Raw genomic sequence first — 23,884 nt, forward strand, 5'->3', positions numbered from 1 at the left:
ACTATAGCTCTTGAATGTCAATATGTTCTAATTGAAGGTATTTATTTTGGCTCAATGTGCTTTCGATTATTTCTTTTTCCCAAAGAAGCTTTTGCCTTTCATTAACATCTAAATCTTGGTTGTCAAGCTTTAAAATATTTTCAGACAATCTTTTTCTTAATGCAAACTGCCTTGCTTTAGTAATATTTTCAAAAGCACCTTTGTCTAAGGAATTTTCTATTTCTTCAAACAACTTAGCTCGGCGAAAAGGGCTCTTATGATTACTTACGATAGATAGAAGTTCACGAACTTGTTCATATTTCAATCCATCCTCATCACCGACATTCTTACATTTTTCTTTTAATTTTGACAAAACAGAACTATTTAACAAGGGATGACTTTTGTGCTTTGCACCAGGGTAAACTCTTCCTGTTGTTTCAAAATATATAGCAGGAAGGTTATCCTCCACCTCGTTTTTTATTTCTATCCATATTTTTCGAATGGCTTCAAGATCTTCAAGCGAAACAAGTTCAATATTTCGGACTTCTTCTGGGCCCATTTGGCGGACTTTTTCCTGCGCCTCAAGAACCTTCCTAAGCATGTATTCACGGAAGTGTTGGCGATAGGGGCCTCGAACTAGATCTGCTCCATATTCATTTATATGAACCGTTAAAGAACCGTTCATTCTTCTAAAATCTCGACGATCTTTATCGGCCTTTAATTTTGCAGATTTTTTATCCTTGTTTGAATCATTTACATCAATTTCGCTACGTAAGTTCAAAAGGGGAAGCATCCAGTCCTTTTCAGAATCATTCTGAATCATCGCAGCCATAGACTTATCTTCACCAACCATCGTACAAACATAGCAACCAAAGCGGCTATCACCGCAGCTAGGTGTCGATTTATCAACAACTAAAGGACATTCACCATCTTCAGTGGCTCCTTGATACATAGTTAAAAGTTCTTGGTTTTTAAAACCCCACGGGTTTTTCACCTGCATGAGATATTGCCACACATCATCATTGCTCCACTCAGCAATAGGTGTATATACCCAAACTCGATCTAATTCTTTATTTACACTTAATCCCGCAGCTCGGCGAGTATTATCTGCTCGATTTTCATATACTTCCATCGTTGCTGAACGAGTTGAGCTCTCAGCTTTGCGTGTTCCAAGTACAAGTATTGCTTCGCCATTATTCTGAACAACACTTTTTATGAAGTTGTTTGACGGACTAATTTTTAACCTATCAGTACACCATCTAAATTTGTAACGTGGTGCAGGATAACCACGGCCAATAAGATTAACCCAGAAACGGTCATTAACTGCAGGCGTTAAACGGTGTGCCTCTAAAGGTATGCCTTGCTCTTTGACCGCAGCTTCCATCTGCTTCAATGAGCGTGTTACCCACAAAGCAACAATAGGATTCTCGACAAGAGTATCGGTACTAATCACATGGACTTTTTTATGAGCTTTTTTCTCTGCTGCTAGTTCCTGAAGCGCCTGCCAAACAATTTGTAAGATAGCGGTGGAATCTTTACCTCCGCTGTAGCCGATCACCCAAGGGATGTCATCACTCAAGTAAAGTTCTTTAGTTTGCTGCACCAGCTTACCTACCGTCTCTCTAAATCCGTGAGAGTCAAAGGCTGAACGTGCTGGTTGATGGTCTTGTACTGTCATTTTCTACCTTTGGTTAATCGGATAGCCTTAGAAAAGCGTTGGAACACCTGGTGTAAAATCAAACCGATCATTTTACTATGTAAGGAGTGTTTTGTCTCTCACTAGCAATGTATGAGGTCCTGGGGGAGTTACTCAAGAGGGGCGCTTGAACATTATGTGCGCCTAGCCGATTACAACAAGATGTATCAAGATTAAGATGGCTAGCTTAGCTGTACTTCATGGTGATTATCTTAAGGTTATGACGCCCTACGTCAAGTACAAAACCGTAAAAAATACTGTTTGCATGTACAGTGTTCAGTGTGGTGACGGACAAACAGTAACTTGCCGTGTTCTGGCCAGTATGTCAGCATGCCTGTGGGCTTAAACAAATTTTGCGAATGGGAATTCTATGAGCGTTTATCTGGATTGCAATGCAACTACACCAGTATCTTCTTCTGTAGCACAAGTAGTTACACATTTTATAAATGAAGAATTTGGTAACGCAGGTAGCCGTACACATGAGTTCGGACTGGTTGCAAAACAGGCAGTAGAAAAAGCTCGCAGCCAAGTTGCCTCATTAGCTAATGCAGATAAGTCCGAGGTGGTTTTCACGAGTGGTGCTACCGAGAGCAATAATATTGCTATTCTTGGCCTGCAGGCAGAAGCACGAAAGTCTGGTAAAAAGCACATAATTACTACTCGTATAGAACATAAAGCTGTCCTTGAGCCTATTGAGTTTCTTGCATCAAATGGTTTTGAAGTGACGTACCTTGATGTCGGAGAGAGTGGAGTCTTAGATCCTGTCACACTCGAAAATTCATTGAGAGAAGACACTATCCTCGTTTCGATAATGCATATAAATAATGAGACAGGGTCAATCCAACCGATCAACGCTATTTGTAATGCATTAGAAAACCACGATGCTTATTTTCATGTAGATGCCGCTCAAGGATACGGTAAGTACCCTGAGGATTTAATTAATCCTCGTATAGATATGATTAGTATAAGCGGCCATAAGTTATATGCCCCAAAAGGCATTGGTGCACTTATAATCAGAAGAAGGGGGTTTTCAAAAATTCCGTTGGCGCCTTTAATGTTTGGTGGTGGGCAGGAAAAAGGATTGCGCCCAGGTACTTTGCCTGTCGCATTAATCGCCGGTTTAGGTCAGGCATGCTTAGATGCACAACAAAATTATTTAATTTGGCGTTCTAAATGCGAAGAAATTAAATTATCCATGATAACGCTATTCGACTCTTTGGGGGGCACGATTAATGGTTCAAATACCGCTAGCCATGTTTTAAATATATCTATACCGCATGTTAATTCTGAAGCAGCCATGGTTGCTTTGAAAGGACTGATCTCAATTTCTAATGGGTCAGCCTGTACATCGCAAAATTACACAGCAAGCCATGTGCTTGCCTCGATGGGCTTTGATGATGAGCGGATAGAAAATGCCATTCGCATATCTTGGTGCTATATGACAGAAAATATTCCGTTTGATTTGATTTATGAGCGAATCAAAGGGTTAATGTGATGTCTAAGACAATAATTGATGCTGCTATTAAGGCCTCTACAATAATTGGAAAAGCTGCATCGATAGATGAATTATATGAAACTATCATAAGTAATAATTTGTACGTGTTTGGTGCGAAAGATCCAAAATCTGTTTTGAGGATAACACTTGATAGACACTGCATTAATAAAAATCTGGGTGTTATGCATCAGAAACGGTACTATAAAAAAATTATAGATGGCTGTTATGAATTACTAGTGAGCATCTCTTCCACAGAAAAGAATGTTATGGAGGATAGCTTGCAGAGCAAAGCTGATGAAGTTGAGAGTTCAATTCGAGATATTTATTCCTTAGCCTCTGTGCAGAGGGATAAAGTTAAAGGCGAGATTTTAGAATGCCTTGTCCAACTTCATCCGGACCAGTTCGAAGAGTTTTGCCGGATATTTCTAACAAAATATGGCTTTCTTGAAATGGAATTAACGAGCAGAGGCCGTGATGGTGGTATAGATGTCAAGGGAGCTCTGAAAGTTGGCTTATCTTATATGCGTGTCGCAGTTCAATGTAAAAAATACTCACCGTCCAATAAAGTTGGTAGGCGCGCTATTTCTGAGTTCAGAGGGAATATTACTGGTGAATTTGAACAGGGTATTTTCATTACAACGAGTAGTTTCACCAAAGAAGCCGCTGAGCTATCTTTTAAGCCGTCATGTGTTCCAATAATTTTAATCGATGGGCAGCAACTCTCTGATTTTATGATTGAAAAAAGGATTGGTGTTGAAAGAGGGCTTGTTGAATTCTATAACTTTGAACAAGATCTTCTTTGGGTTTAATACTTCGAGTCTGAGGGTTTTGTTAATTTTGAACTTGAGGACTAGTTATTACTTTGTGAGCCTAATTGTTAGCATGTACTATAATCTATTTTTCATATTGTTATAGACATTATCATGTTTTTTAGTAGCGGAATTGGTAAGTAAGTATTACTCAATACTTCTTGTTATCGATGTAACTTGCTGATTTTAAAACGATTGGCCTCTTTTTAATATTTTATCTCTGCTCAATGTATCCTTACATAGCTAGAGACTGTTCTTCTTAGTATCTATTTTCTGAAGCCCTCTCGCATTTTTTAAATTTCCCCCACATCAAACCGCTGTATTTATACTCAGTCCTGTATAATGAGCACCAGAAATTACGCCGAACGGCAAAGGAAGTATCGAAGATTATTTAAAGAAGAATTCGCGATATGAAGGTGCTGCAACACCCCCATACCGCTAACCACAACCAACTACTGAGGAGTTGAAAATGGCTGCGACGAATTTTAAGCCAGAGTTTACTGTTTGCAAAACAGAATCAGACGCTTTTACCGGCGTGATTGAAAACCACGAGCTGGTACGCAAAAACAGCGCCCGGCGTCTTCACGGCAACCAGACCCGTACCGCGCCCGTCCATCCAAGGGCGGAGACGCCGCAAGCGAGCTCGGCCTGCTGCGAACTCTATTCACGGGTGGACAATAATTATCTTCCTCTGGAGGGGGAGTGGTTATCCCGGGCGGGTTTTATTAACGGGATGCCGGTCAAAATCCGGGTGATGAAAGACTGCATTGTGATTACGCCACAACATACAAGAGAATTATGGGGATGCCTGGATGGTATGAGTGTGGTGAATATAAATAAACAGAAAGTCGCGCAGTGGTTGAAGGCGTTTCCGGGCGCGCTGAATGATACGGGTGATATTCCGGTTGTGAAACGGGGAAGTGGGCTGGCGATGTCTGAGTAATTTCTGACTTCCCACCCCAGGTAATCGTTGAATCAATAAAAATATACGGGCATGTTATCTCATGCCCGTCTTAAGAAAAGTCCAGAAAGCATGATTCTCTGTGCTAACCCACTACAACGATGGTTTGAAACCTGGTTTACCATTTGCACTACGCCACTCCTTTACCTCATTGACAACGCCTTCAGGGCTATCCTCTCGCCCATCCCGAGGATAGTAAATCAGGTCAGAGCCATCAGGATGTTCAGCCAGTCTTTTGAATTCGAGAATATTCTTGATATCTTCAGCTTCAGTCGTTTCAGTTACATCAAATAATTTCTGTACTAATTCCAAAAATTCGTTCTCTGTATAATCTTTTAAGGTTTTCATGAAAATAACCAATTGATCCTGTTATCTAAAGTAATCTTGTCGCTGGTGTACTCAAGGCCAAAACCGTGCATCAAAGCGCGATTTTATGAGCTACACGATGGCTTTATTCCTTGAAACCAGATTTGCCATTTACGCTACGCCATTCCTTTACCTCTCGAACAATACCTTCCGGGCTGTCATCTTTTCCATCTTCGGGATAAAAAATAAGATCTGCCCCAGAGGGATGTTCGGCAAGTCGTTCGAACTCTCTAACCAGATGATTGCCATCTTCCTCTGTTTCACAATCGGCAGAGCATATTTTCTGCACTAAATATAGAAATTCACTTTCAGTATAATCACTTAATTTTTTCATGGTTTTTATATTGTTGAGAGTTTTTTCACACAACCCGCGCTCGGAAGCGCGGTATTGTTAATCATGATTATTCCTTAAACCCAGATTTACCATTTTCTCTACGCCACTCCTTAACTTCTCTAACAATACCTTCCGGACTGTAATCTTTACCTTCCTCAGGATAAAAAATAACATCAGATCCATTAGGGTGTTCAGAAAGACGTTCAAACTCTAAAACTAATAAACTTCCTTCTTCTTCTGTATCACTTGCGGCAGTGCATATTTTTCTTACTAAGTCCAAAAATTCACTTTCAGTATAATCACTGATAGTTTTCATCTTAATTTCCTCTATGTATATCAATATGATGGTTAGGTGTCGTTATGCTCATATTATCTAGATCATAAACAGCGCCACCCTGACTTATAGGATTAATGTGATGTATCTCATACCGATTCCTTTTACCGACTTTATCTTTTGCTGGGGTAAAAGGAGAAGCTCCGCTCTGAATATTTGATTGATTGTTTATGATAAATTGCTCCAGCAGTCCCGGATCCCTCGACACCTCCATCCAAAACGCCTTACGAAACTGGTCAAAGTCCGCAAACGTGCGCCCACGTAGCCGATCCGCTATCTGACTCGGCACGGGTGAGCCATTCCCCGCATTCGCATCAGATAACCAAACCCCGCTAACTTTTTGCCCCTTGCCTGTGACCTGTCCGGGATTGTGGCGGATATAGACATAAATCGGCGGCACCCCGCCCACCGGCAGAATCAGAATATAATCTGCAAACGTCTTCTCTTCCGGAGTCGGGCTGGTCGTTACACCAATCCCCGTATCCTCCGGGAGCGGATCAACCACAACCGGGTTCGGTATCCGCACCGGATTCTGGTTGCCCGTATCCCACGGCTTATTCTCTCCGGTGCGATCCGGTGTCCAGATGAGGGTGATGCCGGGGTCTTCTTCGGTGGTAAAGGTGTACGCCTGGCGTCGGCCGTCCCACTCCATCCTGCGAACGCGCACGCTGTCCTTGCCTGGCGGCGTATGCCAGCCGCGCGGTGTCGGGTTGCCGCTGGCGTCGTTCTCCCAGGTAAATCGAACGCGGGTAGGGGCTTCCCGCATCTGCTCGGCGCGCATCCGGTCGATAAAATCCTGCTCGCCGTCGTTCAGCTTGCCGGGATACATCCCTATCAGCAGCCCTGCAACAGGTGCGCCAAGGCCTCCCGTGGCTATTTCGCCAAGTGCAGCGCCGCGCACGGCCCATGTCCCGGGTGTGACGGTGCGCCCGCCAATCAGGGCGAGCTCGCTGGAACCGGCTATTGCGGTTCGCGCAATCCAGGCCCTTTCTTCGGCCGCAACGGCAGCCTGATAGTCCATCTCCTCGTGATGCCCATTCCACCAAAGATAAAGTGCGCTGCGTTGCTTCGGCTTTGGGATCGCCTTACGCTTTGCCGCCTGGGCGTGCTGCGGGGCGTCGTTAGGCATGGCCTGGTAAAATGCCATCTCGGCGAAGTTGGTGTGCGGTTCGCTTCCGGTACCCACATCGTTACATCCTTCACCGCGCAGGCAGGATTTTGCAAAGACCCGTTTGCGATCGTGTTCTTCTGCTTGCCGCTGGGCTTCGGCCTCTTCCTCTTTTCGGCGTGCTGCGAGCATAGCCTGGTGCTTTTCCTGTGCGATCTGTTCAGGAGAGGGACCAGAGCCGAGCCACTCTCCCGATGGGGCGATCACGCGGTTGGTTCCGCGCGGGCAGCCACAAATGACGACAGAATCATCGACGGCTGAGGCTTGCCCCATCCAGTTGACGCGTGGCTCACCGTTAGCAATCACGCCCTGCTTGCCACATTTGGGGCAAGCCGTGGTTTTATCGCCAACACGAACGATGCCGCGACCGTGCTCGGTGCAGTAGGGCAGGGTGGTGCAGCATATTGCGCCAGTGGTTGTTCTGTCGCCGTGCAGCGCCTGACCGCGTCCATGGTTATTGGAACGGTAGCCCATGGCCTATTCTCCGGGCCATGTTAAGAAATCCTCATAAGGTGGAATACCTTCGCGGGTGACCAGATAAGTACTGCCGAGCGGTGTGCTGATAATCTCGTCATCGTTATCAAGCAGGCTGCCAACCAGGACAACGCCTTGTCTTTTCCAGGAAAAAGCGGAACCCGCTGAGGTCATAATCGTGGCGAGCGTTCCATCCGGATAGGCCACACGGTCTCCTTTGACAATTAGACTGGTGTAACTGCCATCGTCCATGAGCATTGTGGCTTCGCGAGCGACGGGAAGAACAACGCCGCCCAGTCGGGTCTGGCTGCCAGCTGTGGCGATCCGCCAGATGGCGGTGACGGGATGTTGTCGATGAAAGGCTTCCTGTTCGGCAATGATGGCCCGCGCGTCCTCAGGCATGGCGGCCAGTTCTTCATCGGAAAAAGGCGAACGATCTATTTCCGCTTTTAACTCAGCGGTGAATTCATTGGTATAAAACTGCATGACAATTCCTTGTAGGGGGAGAAGAGTAAATGCAGCAATGCTAGGTTTTAGACTGTATGGCGAATATACATAAAGTGGTTAATTAGTCGGGCTAAAATCCGAAATAAATATCCGGATTGATACCGGTCATATTTTAAAGAAGGGAAAGTAAGGGGGCCTGTTAATTAGAAATGTAATATTCGTTGAGTGGCCAATAAATAATATTATGCAGCGTATGTATTATTCGAATGTATACGCTGCATGGGTTTATTTCAAAATACCGGCACCCCCAGCCCAACCTTCACCTCCCGCAGCGTCGCCTGCGTCACCCCCTGCGCCCGTTCCGTTCCGCGTTTCAGCATCGCCATCAGCTCGCCCCTGTCACGCATATACATCGCCCGCCGCTCGCGCATCGGGGCAATAAGCTCCTGCAAACACGCTTCCAGTTCGTTCTTACACACCCTGTCACCCAGCCCGCCCGTCTGATAGTGCGCCTTCATCGCGGCAACCTTGTCTTTGTCCGGATGAAACGCGTCGAGGTAAGTAAACACCACATTCCCCTCAATCTGTCCCGGGTCGTTCACCTTCAGGTGGTTCGGGTCGGTGTACATCGCGCTCACCGCACGGTGGATGGTCTCTTCGCTGGCGGAAAGGTGCAGCGTGTTGCCGAGTGATTTCGACATCTTGGCGCTGCCGTCGATGCCGGGCAGGCGGCTGGTGTCGCTCAGCATTGCCTTGCAGTGGCGCAACACCGGGGCGGGCAGCAGGCTGTTCATCTTGTGCACAATCTCGTTGGTCTGTTCAATCATCGGCAGCTGGTCGTCGCCCACGGGCACGCATTCGGCCTTAAACGCGGTAATGTCCGCCGCCTGGCTGATGGGGTAGGCCATAAACCCGACCGGCAGCGAGCGGGCAAACCCTTTCTGCGCGATCTCATTTTTCACCGTCGGGTTACGCTCCACGCGGGCAACAGTGACGATGTTCATATACAGCATCGTCAGCTCGGCAAGGGCGGGCAGGGCGGATTGCAGGCAAATGGTGGTCAGGTTCGGGTCGATGCCTGCGGCCAGGTAATCGGCCAGCACTTCGGGGATGTTATCGCGGATCTTCTGCGGGTTGCTGCCGTTGTCGGTCAGCCCTTGCAAATCGGCAATCAACACAAACTGATTGTGCGTCTGTTGCAGCGCCACGCGCTGGCGCAGTGAACCGACATAGTGACCAAGGTGCAGCGGGCCGGTTGGGCGATCGCCGGTGAGAATAGTGGTGCTCATAAAGACTCCTTAACGTATCAATGCCGAAAGGGGTCTTTAAAACACAATAGCCGCCTTTCGGCGGCTATCTGGAAATGGGTAAAACAACTCCGGGCCGCCTTAAAAAGGCTGCCACCAACGGTTTACGGTGAGCACGGCGTGGTTTATGTTCATCCGGTTACCGTACCATGTCTCACACAAAAAACAACAGGGCATGTCATGCTGCAATCGCTCAACCACCTGACCCTTGCGGTCAGCAACCTGCAAAAAAGTCTGGCCTTCTGGCACGATGTACTGGGCTTAACGCTCCATGCCCGCTGGGATACCGGGGCCTATCTCACCTGCGGCGATCTGTGGCTCTGCCTCTCTTACGATGAGACGCGCCGTGTCGTGCCGCCGCAGGACAGTGACTATACCCATTACGCATTTAGCGTGGCGGAACAGGATTTTGAACCGTTCTCGCACAGGCTTGAACAGGCGGGCGTTACCGTCTGGAAGCAGAACAAAAGCGAGGGGGCGTCGTTCTATTTTCTCGACCCGGACGGGCACAAGCTAGAGCTGCACGTGGGCAACCTCGCCGCGCGGCTGGCGGCGTGTCGGGAAAAACCCTACGCAGGGATGACGTTCTATCTGCAGGGTTAACCCTGCGTCATCTCAAACTGGGTGATTGCCAGTGGCTGATACCCGGCCGAGGCAAACAGCGGAGCAAACCGCTCAGGTACGGCAACGGGCGTGCAGATACCTGGATGCAGGGCGCTGAGATTTTGCAGCATTCGGCGCGCGTGGCCCTGGCCACGCGATCCCGGCGCCACAAACAAGAACCGCAGCAGCGGTTTCATGTTGTGCGTGGTGAAGGCAGCCCAGGCTCCGGCGCCATCGCTGATAATTTCACAAGGCATCAGGTGCAGCGAAAGCGGATCAAGCTGCCACGGCATGCGTTCACCGGGGGCGGACCACACCGCCCGCAGCAGGTCGTTAAGCGTGGCTTCGCGAAGCTCCCCGTTCATCCGCACATCTGTTGTTTCGCCTTTAAAGCCCCACAGGCCCTGAGAGATGCGAAAACCCAGCGCTTCATACAAGGCGATCGCGGCCGTATTTTCGTGGATCACTTCCAGATAAAACGGGCTGATACCTTTGGCTTTCAGCGTGGTGAACAGCGGTGTCAGCATTCCTCGTGCCAGCCCTTTGCCACGGTATTCCGGGAGAATGGCAAACGCACCCAGCCGTGCCGCACCTGCGCGGCGCATAATCAGGGCGATGGCTACAGGCTCGTCGCCACGAAGCCAGACGCACGAGTCCTCATAACTTAACCCTTCAGAGCCAAAGCGCAGGGCAAAGGCTTCGGGCGTCAGCGAAAACGGGACGAAATAGTCCTGAAAGCAACGCTCCAGAATGTCGGTAAGAATGGCGGCACTAAAGTGAAGTGCGCTCACGGCGGTCAGTTCCATTACCATTGCCCTGTGTCGTGGGGAGACAATCAGTGTAGTGGAAGCTCCGCGTTCTTTCTCACTGAACTTCCAGCGTTTTTAGCTCATCGGTGATGGCTTTATTGCGTTCAACAAGCGAATCACACATCGCCTGATCCGTTTTTTTACCGCTACAGTAAATGTTCATCTGCGCGTTGTTCAGCAACATGCGGTTGTTGAGAGTATTGATTTTGTTTTCTGTCGGGTTTTGTGTGCCATTCGCCAGCGCAAGGCGTAACCCTTCCATAAACGAACAACTGTTGTGGTAGGCCATAAAGTCGTTCAGGGCGCGGCTAAGCGGGTAATCTTTCATGCTGTCGGTTTTTAAATGCTGGACGATAGCCACCGCTTTGGTATCGCGCGTTTGCTGGATTTTGGTATCCACGGCAGTGACGATCATCTGCTTATAGACCACTTCGTTGACCAGCGATCGTTCCGAATTAGAGAACATCGCCAGCGCCGAGAAAATGGATTTGCTGACCGTTGGCGTCACCACGGTGGCAACGCCGGCGAACAGGCTGGTGAGGGTGCCGGCGGAAATATTAAACATCGCATCATTGCCATAAATGCTCCGGCGATGGGCCAGGCAAACCTGCTCTGAACCGGTCATCAGGGTGTAAATGGCATCGTTGCGCTGGGCCTGGCATCCCTTTTCATCGTCGACGGCAGTCCCTGCATTGGCACATTCTTTTGTGATAATGGCATCCCGATGATCGACGTCTACGGGCTTTGTCGTGCCTTCCGGTACAGCTGGCGGGTTGAGCAGGATCTGCATCAGCGTGTCAGATGTCGTCGTGATGGTGCTATCCACCTCAGGGCTGGAGAACCCCTTATACAGAGGGTTGTTCTGGACGCAGCCTGCCAGGAGCAGGCCGGAGACGAAAACTAACCCAATGTGTTTCACCATGATAGCGCCCCGGGCGGATTCGTGGAGTCACGATGCCCACTGAGATTTGAGATCTGCCAGCGTTCCCGGGAAATAATTGCAATCCAGGTGACCACGCGAATTACCAGGAATGCCGGGAACCGTGCGGCATCCCGCCGGGCCTGTGGGGCCATCCGTGTATTGCCAAAGCCAGTAGTTATCCCAGTGCACCGGCAGAGTAGGATGCGCGCCGTACTGCGCGAGCCATAAACGATGGCCGTGGTAGAACGCATCGCGTGTTGAACCCAGCGCTTCCCGTAGCAAATTGCTGCCGTAAATCACCGGGCGGCGATTCAGTTTTGCAAAGATCGCGTCACTAAAGTCCCTTACTCCCTGGGCCGTCATTTGATTACCGGGGGTGGTTTCAAAATCCAGGGCAACCAGCGTGTTCTGATCCGGGTTGGCATAGGTTAAAAAATTGTCCACCTGCTCCGCGATGTTTGCCGCTGTACCCCAGTGGTAGGCTCCCCACAGCAGGCCTGCGGCCAGGGCATCACTCCTGCGATTATCGTATTGATCGTCCCGGCCTTTCCTCCCGGTGGTGGCTTTATGGATCACCGCCGCCAGCCCGGCATTTTTCGCCTGTTGAAAACTGGTCACACTATCCCCGTGGTAAAGATCCACCACCAGGGGGACAGGGCTTAAGTCGATGCTGCTTTCCTGAAGGGGCGCGGTAATACTGTGCGCCGAAGCGGGTGTGCAGGCTCCGGCCCAGATAAAGGTGCTGATGGAAATGCGATACCAGTGGGCATTACCTTCAAAGGCATCGCCAATGACGGCAGCCAGAACCGCCAGCGTTTGCCCGGCGGCCAGCTTTTGAACCACCGGTGCCTGGAGCGACGGTGCGCCCTGGCGAACATTGACCAGCACGGTGGTCGTCACACTGCCTGTTAAGGGAATTTCAGGATAGTTGCTCATCGCTACCTCGCACGCAGTCTGTGTTAACCCGCACCGGATGACGTTGTGTTGTTTGTTGAGGGAGGCGGCGTGGATGCATCACCGTGCGGCGCAGCTTTATAGGCAAGGTATCCCGCATGGCTAATGCCCAGCAGCCAGGACATGTGGTCGGAGACATCAGGGAAGGTGTTGAGTTCTGCCACGGGGTGGGAAAAAAAGTCCCAAAGCGACATGCCATATATCGCTAACAAAATAAACGTGATGACGAACTGCTGTATTTTTCCCAGGTCAGCCGAACCCGCATTGGTATTTTCCTCGCCACGAAAAAGATCCAGCCAGCTGGCCAGCTCAGCGCTTGAGAAAGAAAAGATTTTCCCGGCAGGAATAATGTCTTCTACCGGTTTATTCAGCGCCTGAGAAACCTGCTGCGCAGCCTGAGCGGTGACATTATTATCGGCTTTGGCATTTAAAATGGCGGGTGCCGCCGCCAGTGAGGTCAGCGATATTCCCATAATGGCCAGCAAAGGCTCATTTAGCGTTATTTCGAGTGGGTTCAGTATACCTTTCTGGATCCTCAGCAATGCCGCGGTATATATCGCAGACAAAATCAGCATGGACCAGCACAGTGCCTGTAATTTAGACAGGCTCAGGCGGTTGCGGTAATCAATAAAAATGCCATTGAGGCGGCCATTGATGGCGTATCCAACCCCCATACAAAAAATAATCATCGCGACGAGCGTCAGGAGCCAGGCAAACTGTTGGTTCTCGATAATGACCGGTGCAGCAATAAATAAAATCAGGCTACCGAGGATCCAAAATAACGTGCCAGAGGATGCTTTAGGCATACACCATACCTTTTTCATAACAGGCGATGTTAATACCCTACTCGGCAGGCATTTTTCCGGCTGTAACAACAAAGCATGAAATAAAAAAGGTTTTTCATGCTTAAGGCTGAAAGGGGATTATCTTCGAGCAGGCCTTTATTGGCGGCTGCGCGATGGATCCTGATATGGGGCTGAGGACTTTGACCTATAAAACAGGCTACACTCTGCTTTTGAGCGCTAAATGCTGAGGAAATAACAATGCACTACACCATGAAAGAAAGCGACAACAAAGATAAAGCGGAAGGGACACACGGCGCGGGCGCTTTACAGCAGAAGTTGCTGGATTCCCGTTCGATTGTTATCTCCGGCGAGATTGACCAGGCGCTGGCCGAGAAAGTGATCACCCAGCTGATCCTGTTGCAAAGCATCAGTAACGATCCTATTAAGCTGTACATCAACAGCCAGGGCGGCCACGTTGAAGCGGGCGACACCATCCATGACTTCATCAAATTCATCCGTCCGGAAGTGCACGTGATCGGCACCGGCTGGGTTGCCAGCGCGGGGATCACCATCTTCCTGGCCGCGAAAAAAGAGCACCGTTACTCCCTGCCAAATACCCGTTTCATGATCCATCAGCCGCTGGGCGGTGTACGTGGTCAGGCGACGGATATTGAAATCGAAGCCCGCGAAATCATCCGGATGCTGGATCGCGTGAACAAGCTGATTGCTGACGCTACCGGCCAGCCGCTGGAAAAGGTGAAAAAAGACACCGACCGCAACTTCTGGATGTCCCCTTCAGAAGCGCTGGATTACGGCATTGTGGGTAAAATGATCACCCATTATGACGATCTGAAGCTCGATTAAGCCTCACCCGGCGCCCGGCAACGGGCGCTATCGCACCTCAAACACCACCGCCATCCAGTTCACCCTGTTATTTTCCGGAAACGCCGGATAGGGATCGAGCCGCGTACAGGCACCCGCCCAGATAAACGTATCCTCATCAATGCGATACCAGTGTGCATTGCCTTCAACGGCATCGCCCACCACCGCTCCCAGAACCGTGACGCGGCTTCCCGCGGGCAGTTCACAGGCGACAGGTGAGAACACGGACGGATTATCCCTGCGCGTATAGACCCCCGTGGTGGTCTTCACGTTGCCCGTTGCCGGGAATTCAATGAAATCGCTCATCTCAGGCCTCATGACACGCTCTCTTAAGGTAACGATATAAGTCGCTGTAAATCTGGCGCTCACGATAAAGCGTGAAACTGCCAGGCTGTGTCATACGAATGGCTGAATGTGGCGACTTTTTACCCCCCTTTGACCCACGACAAGGCAACCCGGCTTCGGCTTGCGCATAATCGCGCCTGTTTACCTTTTTACTGGTGCTAACCATGGCGTATCAACTGAACCTGAACTGGCCGGAATTTCTCGAGAAATACTGGCAAAAACAACCCGTTGTGCTGAAAAATGCCTTCCCGAATTTTGTCGATCCGATTACGCCTGACGAGCTTGCAGGTCTGGCGATGGAGCCGGAAGTCGATAGTCGTCTGGTGAGCCATTTCAACGGTAAATGGCAGGCCAGCAATGGCCCGTTTGAGCATTTCGACGATCTGGGTGAAACCGGCTGGTCACTGCTGGCGCAGGCGGTGAACCACTGGCACATGCCAGCGGCTGAGCTGGTGCGTCCGTTCCGCGTATTGCCGGACTGGCGTCTTGATGACCTGATGATCTCTTTCTCTGTACCGGGCGGTGGCGTTGGCCCGCATATCGATCAGTACGATGTGTTTATCATTCAGGGAATGGGTAGCCGCCGCTGGCGCGTGGGGGATAAACTGCCAATGCGTCAGTTCTGCCCGCATCCGGCGCTGCTGCACGTCGATCCTTTTGAGCCGATCATCGACGAAGATCTGGCTCCTGGCGATATCCTCTACATTCCACCTGGATTCCCGCACGACGGTTTTACCCATGAAACCGCGCTGAACTACTCCGTAGGTTTCCGTGGGCCAAACGGCCGCGATCTGATCAGCAGCTTTGCCGATTACGCCCTGGAAAACGATCTGGGCGGCGAGCATTACAGCGATCCGGATCTGACCTGCCGCGAACACCCAGGCCGTGTGGAACAGTACGAGCTTGATCGTATTCGCCAGATGATGATCGACATGATCAGTAAACCTGACGATTTCACGAAATGGTTCGGCAGCTTTGTCTCTACGCCGCGTCATGAGCTGGATGTTGCCGCTGCGGAACCACCATACACGCCAGAAGAGGTGCTTGATGCCCTTCAGGGCGGTGAAACCCTCACCCGCCTGAGCGGGCTGCGCGTGCTGAATATTGGCGGCAGTTTCTTCATCAACAGCGAACAGCTGGAAACGGTGGATGCAAACGCTGCTGATGCGCTGTGCCGCTTCACCAGCCTTGGGCAGGCTGAACTCGGCGCGGCATTGCAAAATCCGGCGTTTGTGGAAGAACTGACAGACCTGATTAACCAGGGTTACTGGTACTTCGAGGAGTAAGCCGGTTTTCTCCCTCTCCCTGTGGGAGAGGGTTGGGGTGAGGGCATCAGGCCGCACAAGGTAAAAGCAAAACGGCAACCTCGGTTGCCGTTTTTAGTGTTTTCTCCCTCTCCCTGTGGGAGAGGGTTGGGGTGAGGGCATCAGGCCGCACTATGCCTCCATCGCAATATGGATCGCCTCGCCCATTTTTTTCAGCGCATCGCGGTTTTTGTCGGTGGGCGGCAACGCCACGTTGATCCGCAGGCAGTTGCGGTATTTCCCGGATGCGGAAAACAACGACCCGGCTGCGGCCTGGATTTTCAGGCGGCACAGCTGCTTACTCACGCAGACCATGTCCACTTTTTCCGGCAGCTCCACCCACAGTAAAAAACTCCCCTGCGGGCGCGTCACGCAAATTTCTGCCGGGAAAAACTGCCGCACCCAGCAGGTGTAGGTTTCCATATTCTGCTGATAAATCTGGCGCATCCGCCGCACATGCCGGTGGTAATGCCCGTCACGGATAAACGCCGCCACCGCCATCTGTGTCCCCGGCACGTTAAACCCGCCCGCGGCATATTTCATGTGCATTACCCGGTCGTAATAACGCCCCGGTACAATCCAGCCTACGCGCAGCCCTGGTGCCACGGTTTTGGTAAACGAGCTACACAGTATCACGCGGCCATCAATATCAAAGGAGTGGATCGTTCGTGGTCGCGGATACTCTGCCGCCAGCTCGCCGTAAATATCATCCTCAACTATCGTGATATCGTGGCGTTGTGCCAGCGCCAGCACCTGGCGTTTGCGCGCCTCTGGCATGATAAATCCCAGCGGATTATTGCAGTTGGGCACCAGGATCACCGCCTTGATGGGCCACTGTTCCAGTGCCAGTTCCAGGGCTTCAATGCTGATCCCCGTTTCAGGATCGGTCGGGATTTCAATGGCCTTGATGTCATACCCGCGCAGCATCTGCATGGTGCCGTGAAACGACGGAGACTCCACCGCCACAATATCTCCCGGTTTGCACACCGAGAGCAGGGCAATCGACAGCGCGCCGTGGCAACCGTTGGTGATCACAATCTCGTTGGGGGCAACGGTTGAACCACCGTCCAGCATCAGGCGGGCAATTTGCTCACGCAGTTCAAACCGCCCGTCCAGCACGTCGTAGCTCAGCACATCGGTGGGGTTGTGCTGCACAATGCGGCTCATTTCCCGCCACAGCGGTTTCAGGCTCGGCTGGTTCAGGTCTGGCGAGCCGCCGCCAAAAGAGATCATCTCTTTGTCGGCACGCGCGTCCAGCAGCATCATCACTTCATCCCATTGCGTGACATCCACCGGGCGCTGCACCGGGCGCGTCATCGCCGGAACGGGGGGTTGGGCCTTGCGCTGCGAAACAAAATAACCGGAACGTGGCTGTGGGGTAATGAGTTGAAGGTTTTCGAGGATCTGATAAGCCTGCTGTATGGTGCTGATACTGACGCCGTGTTCCTGGCTCAGGGCGCGCACGGAGGGCAAACGCTCGCCGCTGCGATACAGCCCTTGCTCAATGCGTTCGGCCAGAATATTGGCCAGATGTTGATAGCGCGTCATGCTGTATCCTCTTTTTACACCATACAGATTGTCAAACCAGTACAGATCGCCGCAAAAAACGACATTCAGATTCTGTTTTAGCGGATCTGTATGTTAAATAAAAGTTGTTTTTGAGTCTGTATTGCATACACCGATTTCCACGATGATAACCCCACTGGCACAGCGAGGAGAACATCATGGAATTTCACGAGAATCGTTCAAAACGTCCGTTTATTGCATTTGTCTGGATGTGGAAAACGGTGAAGAACTGGTATCGCATCAACCGTACTCGCCGCATTCTGAGCCGCATGAGTGATGAACAGCTCAAGGATGTTGGGTTGTCGCGGTTTGATGTGTAGATCGTAGGCCGGGTCAGGCGCAGCCGGCACCCGGCGATTTTTAGCCCAGCAGCTCAAGCGTCTGCTGTTTCGGCCCTTCCAGCAAATTCAGTGCTTCCTGATACGTCCGCACGTTGTTATAGCCCATCACCAGTCCGTAGCGTTTGCCCGACCCCCGATACCACTCGGAAAGCGCATTCACCTGTAGCTGGTGCTGTTGCCAGCAGCGCGCCACCTCGCGATCGCCGCTGCCTTTGGATAAAAACGCCACAATGTGCATTCCGCCGTCGTTCTGCTCGGTGAAAAACAGATCGCCGTACACCTCCTGCAAGGCAGCGATCATCCAGTCACGGCGGATCTGATACAGCGCGCGCATCTTTTTGAGATGGCGGAAAAAATGCCCCTCATTCAGGAATGTGGTCAGGATTTTTTGCGTGAGTACCGGCTGGCCGCTGGTCACGATGTCGGCGCAGTCGGTAAACGCCGCCACGGTGCTGGCGGGCATCACCACATAGCCCATACGCAGTGACGGCATGATGGTTTTACTGAAGGTGCCCATAAAGATCACCCGGTCGTGCTGGTCGAGGCTTTTCAGTGATGGCAGCACCTTGCGGGTGTAGTGAAATTCACCGTCGTAATCATCTTCGATAATCCACGCCTCGTTCTGGCTTGCCCAGTCGAGCAGCTGCTGTTTACGCGGCAGAGAGAGTGTGACTGCCAGCGGGCTCTGGTGTGATGGCGTGACGATAGCAAAACGGGCATCGTGATGGTGGCGCAGCAGGTATCCGGTATCCATGCCCGAACGATCGACCGGCACGGTGTGCAGACGCGGGACGATGCGCTTGAGCAGCTGTTGCCCCATAAAATAGCCAGGGTCTTCAAACACTACTTTGTCGCTACGGCTGGCAAGGGTGTCGAGGATCAGGCGCAGGCTGCCGCTATAGCCACTGGTGATCAGCACCTGTTCGGCGGTGCAGGACAACCCGCGCGAGATATTCAGGTAACGGGCAATGGCCTGGCGCAGTGGATACCAGCCCAGGACCGGCGGGTTGAGCATCTCTTCCTGGCGCATGGAGCGGGTGGCCTGGCCCGCGAGCAGCAGCCATTTTTTGTACGGAAAGCTGTCGAGCGCCGGGATGCCCGGGCGTAAAAATCCGCTGCGTTCACGCTGGCTAATCAGCGATTCCGGGAGCGTGCCGGTGGCCTGTTCCGCAGGCGCGTCGTGCCCGGGTAGTAGCAGGTCTGGGTTTACCCGCGTGCCGCGCGCGCCCTGGCTGACCAGATACCCTTCTCCGGTGAGAATGGCATAGGCCGTTTCAACCGTTTTGCGCGCCACTTTCAGCTCTTCGGCCAGCACGCGGATCGCGGGCACTTTGTCGCCGGGTTTCAGCACGCCGCGCGTAATGTTGTCGCGGTAGCGGGTATAGATATCGTGATAGCCCGGTTTCATGTCCTACCTCGTTTTGTGTTTTTTGTATCTTTTTACTATGTCATGAGCGGCGTAAATTTACCTCATCGCATTACCTGGGCCGCATACAAAAGAGGAAAGACTATGAGCACTCGCGTTAACCACCATAAAGCTACACCTGCACTCGCAAAAGCGCTGTCCGACCTGAGCATGGAAGTGGCGAAAACCTCCATCGACCCGGCGCTGAAACACCTGATTGATATTCGTGTTTCTCAGCTGAACGGCTGTACTTTCTGCCTGGACATGCACTCGAAAGAGGCCAAAATTGCCGGGGAGCGCGAACTGCGCCTGTACCATCTGGCGGCGTGGCGCGAGTCCCCGCTGTTCAGCGCCCGTGAAAAAGCCGCCCTGGCGTTTACCGAAGCATTGACCCAGATTGGTGTTCACGGCGTGAGTGATGCCCTGTACCGCAGCGTGGCGGAGCATTTCTCCGATGTCGAAATTTCAGAGCTGAATTTCGCGATTGTGGCCATCAACGCCTGGAATCGTCTGGGGATCACGTCCCGCATGGAGCCCGGCTCGCTGGATGTGGCGTATGGCCTGAATAAGGCTAATCTGGAGTAATTTCGCGTTCGCGCACCAGGGCAACTAAAGCCCGCAGCCCGGGTGGGACATGGCGATGCCCGGGGTAGTAAAGACGCAGTCCGGCAAAGGGCTGCGTCCAGTCTTCCAGCACGCTCACCAGTTCCCCGCTTTCCAGCTCCTGGCGGATATAGAGTTCCGGTAAAAATCCCACCCCAAGGCCGGCTTTCACGGCGCGTATTGATGCAAACAGATCGGATGTGGCAAAGCGTGGCGGAACCGCCAGAGCATACTGCTCACCACGTCGCTCCAGCTCCCAGCGATACAGCCCGCCGTGAGACATCCTCATGCCAATCCCCTGATGATGCAGCAGATCGTCGGGCGTTTGCGGAATACCGTAACGGGCAAAGTGGTCAGGCGTGGCGACGATCAGCTGGCGGATGTCTGGCGTGAGTGCCACCGCTACCATGTCCTGCGGCACCGATTCCGCCAGGCGGATCCCGGCGTCGTACCCTTCGGCCACGATGTCGATCATCCGTGCTTCGCTGACCGTTTCGACGCGCATTTTCGGGTAACGCTGCATATACGCAATCAGCAGATTATCCAGAAACAGTGGGCCAATATTGTTGGGAACGTTCAGGCGCAGCGTACCTGCAGGGGCATCGTTATCGCTGTGGATCTCTTCGCTGGCCTGGCGGATCTCCTGAAGCGCAGGCCCCACACGCGCCACAAACCGTTGCCCGGCATCGGTGAGCGCCACGCTGCGGGTGGTGCGGTTAAACAGGCGTGTTTGCAGGCGACTTTCCAGCCCGGCCACCGCATTGCTCACCGCCGTAGCCGACATGCCCAGCTCCTGAGCAGCCGCGCGAAAGCCTCCGCGACGTACCACGGCCAGTACCACTTCCAGCTCTGTGAGCCCTGAACGATGCATAGATTGTCCTGATTATCGAAACAACCCTTGCAGCATAGCGTGGATTATCGAAACGTAAAAGGCGTGCCAGACTGTGTTCACACAGCCTGAGGAGGCCTTATGCATCACATCGAACAGATCTTTATCAACGGTGAATTTGTCACCCCACACGGTACTGTGCGTTTTGATTTGTACAATCCGGCGACGGCACAGGTGATTGGCCAGGTGCGTCTGGCGGATGAGGTTGATGCGGAGCGTGCCATTGCAGCCGCCAAAGCGGCGTTCCCGGCGTGGGCAAACACCACCCGGCAGGAACGTATTGCGGCGCTGAAGCGGATGCACGCGGCGGTCGTTGCCCGCCACGACGAACTGCTGGAGGCCATTATCGAGGAGTACGGTGCGCCCGCGTCGCGTTCGGCGTGGATGGCCAGTTACCCGGCGGATGTTATCGCCCAGGCGATCGATGCACTGGAATCCTTTGCATTTACGACCACGGCAGGTGCAGCCAGGGTGCAGATGACGCCACTTGGCGTCGCCGGGCTGATCACCCCGTGGAACAGCGATGCAGGTTTTATCTGCGGCAAACTGGCAACCGCACTGGCTGCTGGCTGCACGGCGGTTATCAAACCCAGCGAGATGAGCGCCCTGCAAACCCAGATTATCACTGAGGCGCTGCGCGATGCCGGATTGCCGCCGGGCGTGTTTAACATTGTGACCGGGCGCGGTGACACGGTGGGCGAGACGATCAGCCGCCACCCGGATGTGGCGAAAATCTCCTTTACCGGCTCTACTCACACCGGAAAGGCCATTTTGCGTAATGCCGCGGAAAGCTTTAAGCGTGTGACGCTGGAGTTAGGCGGTAAATCGCCGACGATCATGCTGGATGATGTCGATTTAGCGCAGGCGGTTCCGCTGGTGATTCAGGCGGGTTTCATGAACAGCGGACAGGCCTGCGTTGCCGGAACCCGTATTCTGGTACCGCAGTCGCGTAAAGCGGAAATGGAACACGCGCTGGCACAGGCTGTTGCGGCGGTGCGGTCTGGCGACCCGCGTGACAGCGCCACCGAGGTGGGACCGATGGTCAGCGAAAAGCAGTGGCAACGTGTTCAGGGGTATATCCGCAAAGGGACAGAAGAGGGCGCGCGCCTGCTGGCGGGCGGTGAAGGACGCCCTAAAGGTACGCAGGATGGCTGGTTTGTCCGTCCAACGCTGTTTGCCGATGTGAATAACCAGATGGCGATTGCCCGCGAGGAGATCTTCGGCCCGGTGCTGTGCGTGATCCCCTATCGCGATGAAGAAGAAGCGATCGCCATTGCGAACGATACCGACTACGGCCTGAGCGCCCTGGTGCTGGGCAGCGATGCCGGGCGTGCGCAGCGCGTGGCGGAGCAGATCCAGTCCGGCCGGGTGCTGGTCAACACGCTAGCCCATGAGCCAAAAGCCCCGTTCGGTGGGTTTAAACACTCCGGCGTGGGCCGCGAGATGGGCACGTGGGGGATCAGCGCGTTTATGGAGCCGAAGTCGATCCTGAGCTAAAACCTGCCCGGTGGCGCTGCGCTTACCGGGCCTGCTCGGGCCAGCGCTCTCGGGCAACAACACTTCGCCATCCACCGAAGCATCCCGTTCTTCCTTCCTGCATTCTCTCCTTAACACCACAACGGAGAGACCATCATGATCGCAGTCCTTTTCGAAGCCAAAGCGGAGCCTGCACACCAGGCGCGCTACCTGCAACTCGCGGCTGAACTCAAACCCCTGCTGGCCGATATCGACGGATTTATCGATATCGAACGTTTCCAGAGCCTGACCACCGACGGCAAAATCCTCTCCCTCTCCTGGTGGCGGGATGAAGAGGCCATCCGCAACTGGAAACACAATGTGTTCCATCTGGCCGCACAGGAGGAGGGGCGGGCGTCGATTTTTGCCTTCTACCGCATTCGTGTGGCGCAGGTGATACGGGAATATTCCTCCGAAACCGGAGGACACGCTGATGTATGACATTCACGTGATTTTCGAGAATGCCCCCGGTGAACTGGCGCGCTTCGGGCAACTGCTCGGGCGTAATGGCGTGGGGCTGGAGGGCGGCGGGGTATTTGGTGTTGATGCACATTTTCTGGTGGAAGAGGGGGAGAAAGCCCGGCGCGTATTGCTGGCTGCCGGGTTCAGGGTGCAGGCGGTAACAAAACCGCTGATCCGTAAGCTAAAACAGGAGCGCCCGGGGGAACTGGGTGAGATTGCCTGCGCGCTGGCAGTGCAGGGGGTGTCTATTCTTACCCAGTACAGCGACCATGCGAATCACCTTATTCTGCTGACGGATAATGATAAGCTGGCCGCAGAGATAACCGAACCCTGGGCTGCCTATGTTAAAGACCCAATTACCTCCCGATAACAGCGCTGCACTGGAGCAAGCCATTGCGGCCGTGGCGGCGGCGATGGCCGATCCGTCACGGGTAAAAATGCTCTGTGCGCTGATGGACGGGCGGGCGTGGACGGCTACCGAGCTGAGCACGGCGGCAGATGTTGCACCGTCGACCGCCAGCGGGCACCTCGCCCGGCTGGTGGAGGGAAGGCTGATTACCTGCCTGTCTCAGGGCAGGCATCGCTATTATCACCTTGCAGGGCACGACGTGGCAGCGCTGGTTGAGCAGATGATGGGGCTTTCCTGGAGCCGCATTACGCCGCCGGAAACCACCGCGCCAAAAGGCATGCGCGAAGCCCGCACCTGTTACGACCATCTTGCCGGAACCGTGGCGGTACAGATCTATGATTTTATGCAGGCGGAAGGCTGGCTGGAGGCAGACGGTTCAGCGCTCACGCTGTATGGCCGTGAGCAGTTCCTGAAACTCGGTATTCTGTTGAGTGCTCATCCCCGTCGCAAGGCCTGCTGCGCCTGCCTGGACTGGAGCGAGCGGCGGTTTCATCTGGGCGGTGAGGCTGGCGCGGCGCTTCTCACGCATCTGGAAAACAAAGGCTGGATCCAGCGGGTGGCGGGGTACAGGGAAGTGGTGGTGACGGCATCCGGGAGGTCTGCCGTCAGGAAGTATTTTAGTCGCTAAATACCTCTGCGGTCTGGTGCCCTTATCCCAGTCATGTTTGTCTTTATTCAGCGATGACATTACGCCATTGAAATAAAAGACTTACCGCAGCT

The 23,884-nt window shown here is 52.7% G+C and carries 27 protein-coding genes; 12 read left to right on the top strand and 15 right to left on the bottom strand.

What is annotated here, in order from left to right:
- Nucleotide 1 precedes the first annotated feature (1 nt).
- The gene (gene dndC, locus M987_RS08365; protein ID WP_014068704.1) at nucleotides 2-1,657 is read right to left on the bottom strand and encodes a DNA phosphorothioation system sulfurtransferase DndC; all 1,656 of its coding nucleotides are present in this window, start codon (nucleotides 1,655-1,657) and stop codon (nucleotides 2-4) included.
- 388 nt (nucleotides 1,658-2,045) lie between these two features.
- Between dndC and dndA the strand changes: the two genes are divergently transcribed.
- The 3 genes from dndA to M987_RS23860 all read left to right on the top strand — a co-directional run bounded on the left by dndA (nucleotide 2,046) and on the right by M987_RS23860 (nucleotide 4,922).
- Nucleotides 2,046-3,170, top strand: coding sequence for a cysteine desulfurase DndA (gene dndA / locus M987_RS08370; RefSeq protein WP_014068705.1), 1,125 nt, complete (start codon nucleotides 2,046-2,048; stop codon nucleotides 3,168-3,170).
- Nucleotides 3,170-3,979, top strand: a complete 810-nt coding sequence (locus M987_RS08375; protein ID WP_014068706.1) for a restriction endonuclease — start codon at nucleotides 3,170-3,172, stop codon at nucleotides 3,977-3,979. Before dndA ends, M987_RS08375 begins: the two co-directional genes overlap by 1 nt.
- Nucleotides 3,980-4,448: 469 nt before the next feature.
- Entirely contained in the window at nucleotides 4,449-4,922 is a 474-nt protein-coding gene (locus M987_RS23860) for a SymE family type I addiction module toxin (RefSeq protein ID WP_014068707.1), read from the top strand.
- Between the two features lie 111 nt (nucleotides 4,923-5,033).
- Here the strand turns inward: M987_RS23860 and M987_RS08385 are convergent, their stop codons facing one another.
- From M987_RS08385 to trpS, 6 genes are all read right to left on the bottom strand, one after another.
- Nucleotides 5,034-5,288, bottom strand: a complete 255-nt coding sequence (locus M987_RS08385; RefSeq protein ID WP_041161989.1) for a bacteriocin immunity protein — start codon at nucleotides 5,286-5,288, stop codon at nucleotides 5,034-5,036.
- Between the two features lie 103 nt (nucleotides 5,289-5,391).
- Entirely contained in the window at nucleotides 5,392-5,640 is a 249-nt protein-coding gene (locus tag M987_RS23865) for a bacteriocin immunity protein (protein ID WP_071881215.1), read from the bottom strand.
- A 67-nt stretch (nucleotides 5,641-5,707) separates the two neighbouring features.
- On the bottom strand, nucleotides 5,708-5,956 hold the full coding sequence (locus M987_RS08395) for a bacteriocin immunity protein (protein WP_014068710.1): 249 nt from the start codon (nucleotides 5,954-5,956) through the stop codon (nucleotides 5,708-5,710).
- A 1-nt stretch (nucleotide 5,957) separates the two neighbouring features.
- The gene (locus tag M987_RS08400) at nucleotides 5,958-7,616 is read right to left on the bottom strand and encodes an S-type pyocin domain-containing protein (protein ID WP_014068711.1); all 1,659 of its coding nucleotides are present in this window, start codon (nucleotides 7,614-7,616) and stop codon (nucleotides 5,958-5,960) included.
- Between the two features lie 3 nt (nucleotides 7,617-7,619).
- Nucleotides 7,620-8,102 (bottom strand): hypothetical protein, encoded by a 483-nt coding sequence (locus M987_RS08405; RefSeq protein ID WP_014068712.1) that lies wholly within the window; start codon nucleotides 8,100-8,102, stop codon nucleotides 7,620-7,622.
- A gap of 251 nt (nucleotides 8,103-8,353) precedes the next feature.
- Nucleotides 8,354-9,352, bottom strand: a complete 999-nt coding sequence (trpS, locus tag M987_RS08410; protein ID WP_014068713.1) for a tryptophan--tRNA ligase — start codon at nucleotides 9,350-9,352, stop codon at nucleotides 8,354-8,356.
- A 198-nt stretch (nucleotides 9,353-9,550) separates the two neighbouring features.
- On the opposite strand from trpS, the gene fosA reads away from it, so the two are divergent.
- On the top strand, nucleotides 9,551-9,973 hold the full coding sequence (fosA, locus tag M987_RS08415; protein WP_014068714.1) for a FosA/FosA2 family fosfomycin resistance glutathione transferase: 423 nt from the start codon (nucleotides 9,551-9,553) through the stop codon (nucleotides 9,971-9,973).
- Here fosA and M987_RS08420 read toward each other — a convergent pair.
- Genes M987_RS08420 through M987_RS08435 form a run of 4 tightly spaced genes read right to left on the bottom strand, consistent with a single transcriptional unit; the run spans nucleotide 9,970 to nucleotide 13,464 of the window.
- A complete protein-coding gene (locus M987_RS08420; protein WP_014068715.1) occupies nucleotides 9,970-10,779 on the bottom strand; it encodes a GNAT family N-acetyltransferase in 810 nt (269 codons plus the stop codon). The two genes, fosA and M987_RS08420, sit on opposite strands and share 4 nt — an antisense overlap.
- Before the next feature lie 58 nt (nucleotides 10,780-10,837).
- The gene (locus M987_RS08425; protein WP_014068716.1) at nucleotides 10,838-11,704 is read right to left on the bottom strand and encodes a hypothetical protein; all 867 of its coding nucleotides are present in this window, start codon (nucleotides 11,702-11,704) and stop codon (nucleotides 10,838-10,840) included.
- Nucleotides 11,705-11,731: 27 nt separating this feature from the next.
- Entirely contained in the window at nucleotides 11,732-12,640 is a 909-nt protein-coding gene (locus M987_RS08430) for a GH25 family lysozyme (protein WP_014068717.1), read from the bottom strand.
- Between the two features lie 23 nt (nucleotides 12,641-12,663).
- Complete coding sequence (locus tag M987_RS08435) at nucleotides 12,664-13,464, bottom strand: hypothetical protein (RefSeq protein WP_014068718.1); 801 nt, start codon at nucleotides 13,462-13,464, stop codon at nucleotides 12,664-12,666.
- Between the two features lie 237 nt (nucleotides 13,465-13,701).
- On the opposite strand from M987_RS08435, the gene M987_RS08440 reads away from it, so the two are divergent.
- Complete coding sequence (locus M987_RS08440) at nucleotides 13,702-14,307, top strand: ATP-dependent Clp protease proteolytic subunit (RefSeq protein WP_014068719.1); 606 nt, start codon at nucleotides 13,702-13,704, stop codon at nucleotides 14,305-14,307.
- A gap of 27 nt (nucleotides 14,308-14,334) precedes the next feature.
- Here M987_RS08440 and M987_RS08445 read toward each other — a convergent pair whose 3' ends face one another.
- Entirely contained in the window at nucleotides 14,335-14,631 is a 297-nt protein-coding gene (locus tag M987_RS08445; RefSeq protein WP_014068720.1) for an SH3 domain-containing protein, read from the bottom strand.
- Nucleotides 14,632-14,834: 203 nt separating this feature from the next.
- Between M987_RS08445 and M987_RS08450 the strand changes: the two genes are divergently transcribed.
- The gene (locus M987_RS08450; RefSeq protein ID WP_014068721.1) at nucleotides 14,835-15,956 is read left to right on the top strand and encodes a ribosomal protein uL16 3-hydroxylase; all 1,122 of its coding nucleotides are present in this window, start codon (nucleotides 14,835-14,837) and stop codon (nucleotides 15,954-15,956) included.
- Nucleotides 15,957-16,106: 150 nt separating this feature from the next.
- Here the strand turns inward: M987_RS08450 and M987_RS08455 are convergent, their stop codons facing one another.
- Nucleotides 16,107-17,522 carry an aminotransferase-like domain-containing protein gene (locus M987_RS08455; RefSeq protein WP_064555843.1) on the bottom strand — a complete coding sequence of 472 codons (1,416 nt, stop codon included), beginning with the start codon at nucleotides 17,520-17,522 and terminating at the stop codon, nucleotides 16,107-16,109.
- Between the two features lie 176 nt (nucleotides 17,523-17,698).
- On the opposite strand from M987_RS08455, the gene M987_RS08460 reads away from it, so the two are divergent.
- Nucleotides 17,699-17,860 (top strand): DUF1127 domain-containing protein, encoded by a 162-nt coding sequence (locus tag M987_RS08460; protein WP_014068722.1) that lies wholly within the window; start codon nucleotides 17,699-17,701, stop codon nucleotides 17,858-17,860.
- Between the two features lie 40 nt (nucleotides 17,861-17,900).
- Here the strand turns inward: M987_RS08460 and pdxR are convergent, their stop codons facing one another.
- On the bottom strand, nucleotides 17,901-19,289 hold the full coding sequence (gene pdxR, locus M987_RS08465; RefSeq protein WP_014068723.1) for a MocR-like pyridoxine biosynthesis transcription factor PdxR: 1,389 nt from the start codon (nucleotides 19,287-19,289) through the stop codon (nucleotides 17,901-17,903).
- A gap of 102 nt (nucleotides 19,290-19,391) precedes the next feature.
- Between pdxR and M987_RS08470 the strand changes: the two genes are divergently transcribed.
- Nucleotides 19,392-19,871 carry a carboxymuconolactone decarboxylase family protein gene (locus tag M987_RS08470; protein WP_014068724.1) on the top strand — a complete coding sequence of 160 codons (480 nt, stop codon included), beginning with the start codon at nucleotides 19,392-19,394 and terminating at the stop codon, nucleotides 19,869-19,871.
- Here the strand turns inward: M987_RS08470 and M987_RS08475 are convergent.
- Nucleotides 19,858-20,760 (bottom strand): LysR family transcriptional regulator, encoded by a 903-nt coding sequence (locus M987_RS08475; protein WP_014068725.1) that lies wholly within the window; start codon nucleotides 20,758-20,760, stop codon nucleotides 19,858-19,860. The genes M987_RS08470 and M987_RS08475 overlap by 14 nt on opposite strands.
- 99 nt (nucleotides 20,761-20,859) lie before the next feature.
- On the opposite strand from M987_RS08475, the gene M987_RS08480 reads away from it, so the two are divergent.
- The 4 genes from M987_RS08480 (at nucleotide 20,860) to M987_RS08495 (ending at nucleotide 23,792) form a co-directional block, all read left to right on the top strand.
- Entirely contained in the window at nucleotides 20,860-22,275 is a 1,416-nt protein-coding gene (locus tag M987_RS08480) for an aldehyde dehydrogenase family protein (RefSeq protein WP_014068726.1), read from the top strand.
- A gap of 135 nt (nucleotides 22,276-22,410) precedes the next feature.
- The gene (locus M987_RS08485; RefSeq protein WP_014068727.1) at nucleotides 22,411-22,734 is read left to right on the top strand and encodes an antibiotic biosynthesis monooxygenase family protein; all 324 of its coding nucleotides are present in this window, start codon (nucleotides 22,411-22,413) and stop codon (nucleotides 22,732-22,734) included.
- Complete coding sequence (locus M987_RS08490) at nucleotides 22,727-23,125, top strand: amino acid-binding protein (protein ID WP_014068728.1); 399 nt, start codon at nucleotides 22,727-22,729, stop codon at nucleotides 23,123-23,125. Before M987_RS08485 ends, M987_RS08490 begins: the two co-directional genes overlap by 8 nt.
- Complete coding sequence (locus M987_RS08495; RefSeq protein ID WP_014068729.1) at nucleotides 23,097-23,792, top strand: ArsR/SmtB family transcription factor; 696 nt, start codon at nucleotides 23,097-23,099, stop codon at nucleotides 23,790-23,792. The genes M987_RS08490 and M987_RS08495 overlap by 29 nt, the downstream gene beginning before the upstream one ends.
- Nucleotides 23,793-23,884: the final 92 nt, after the last annotated feature.

The sequence above is a fragment of the Enterobacter soli ATCC BAA-2102 genome (assembly GCF_001654845.1).
Classification (GTDB): Bacteria; Pseudomonadota; Gammaproteobacteria; order Enterobacterales; family Enterobacteriaceae; genus Enterobacter; species Enterobacter soli.